The organism is Teichococcus aerophilus, assembly GCF_014490485.1.
Taxonomy (GTDB): domain Bacteria; phylum Pseudomonadota; class Alphaproteobacteria; order Acetobacterales; family Acetobacteraceae; genus Pseudoroseomonas; species Pseudoroseomonas aerophila.
This window is the reverse complement of sequence record NZ_JACTVA010000129.1, coordinates 1-1,055: the sequence shown is the minus strand read 5'-3', so window position 1 is coordinate 1,055 and position 1,055 is coordinate 1. Positions and strand designations below refer to the sequence as shown.

Below are 1,055 nucleotides of genomic sequence, written 5' to 3'. Positions count from 1 at the left end.
CTGGGGCGCGGCGGGTGCCGCGGCCGCGGGCGGCACCACCGGCGCGCCGGGCACGGCGCGCGGGGATTCGGTGACGCCGGCCAACGGGACGCCCGGCTGGCTGGAGCGGAAGTAACGGAAGAACTCCGAATCCGGCGTCAGCACCAGCCGCGCATCGCCGGCCGAGAAGGCTTCCCGGTAGGCCTGCATGGTGCGCCAGAACTGGAAGAAGTTCGGGTCCTGCTCGAACGCCGCGGCGAACAGGCCGATCGCCTCCTGCTCGCCCTGGCCGCGCAGCACGTCGGCCTGGGCCTGGCTTTCGGCCAGCAGCACGGTACGGTCGCGGTCCGCGCCGGCGCGGACGCGGGCGGCCACTTCGGCACCCTCGGCGCGCGCCTCCCGGGCCACGCGCTCACGCTCGGACTGCATCCGGCTGAGCACGGCCTGGGTGTTCTCCTCCGGCAGGTCGGCGCGGCGGATACGGACATCCTCGACCCCGATGCCGAACTGGGCCGCCTCGGCGTTCACCTGCCGCTTGATCTCGTTCATGATCCGCGCGCGGTCGGCCGAGAGCACGGACAGCAGCGGCTCGTTACCCAGTACGCGGCGCAGGGAGGACGAGACGATCGAGGACAGCCGCCCACGGATGCCGGCCTCCAGCGCGCCGGAGGTCTGGAAGAAGCGCAGCGGGTCGGTGATGCGGAAGCGGGTGAAGCTGTCCACAATCAGCCGGCGCTGGTCGCCCAGGATCATTTCCTCGCCGGCCAGGTCGAAGTCCAGCAGGCGCCGGTCGAAGGAGACCACCGACTGGATGAACGGGATCTTGGCGTGCAGGCCCGGCGTGCTGATGATGCGGATGGGCTGGCCGAACTGGGTGATCATCACCTGTTCGGTCTGCTGCACGGTGAACAGGGTGGAGGCGGCGGCCGTGACGGCGACGACGGCGACGCCGGCCAGCAGAAGCATGCGGTTCATCGAGCGGCTCCCGTCTGGCGGTTGAGCAAGGCAGGCGGCACGGGCGCCGCGGCGGCGGGCGCGCGGGGCGCCTGGGCGGCGGGGGCAGCGCCGTTGCCGGG

The 1,055-nt window shown here is 72.6% G+C and carries 1 protein-coding gene; it reads right to left on the bottom strand.

Going from position 1 to position 1,055, the window contains the following annotated elements:
• On the bottom strand, window positions 1-954 hold a 954-nt coding region (hflC, locus tag IBL26_RS25430; protein ID WP_241749742.1), incomplete at its 3' end, for a protease modulator HflC.
• Window positions 955-1,055 lie beyond the last annotated feature (101 nt).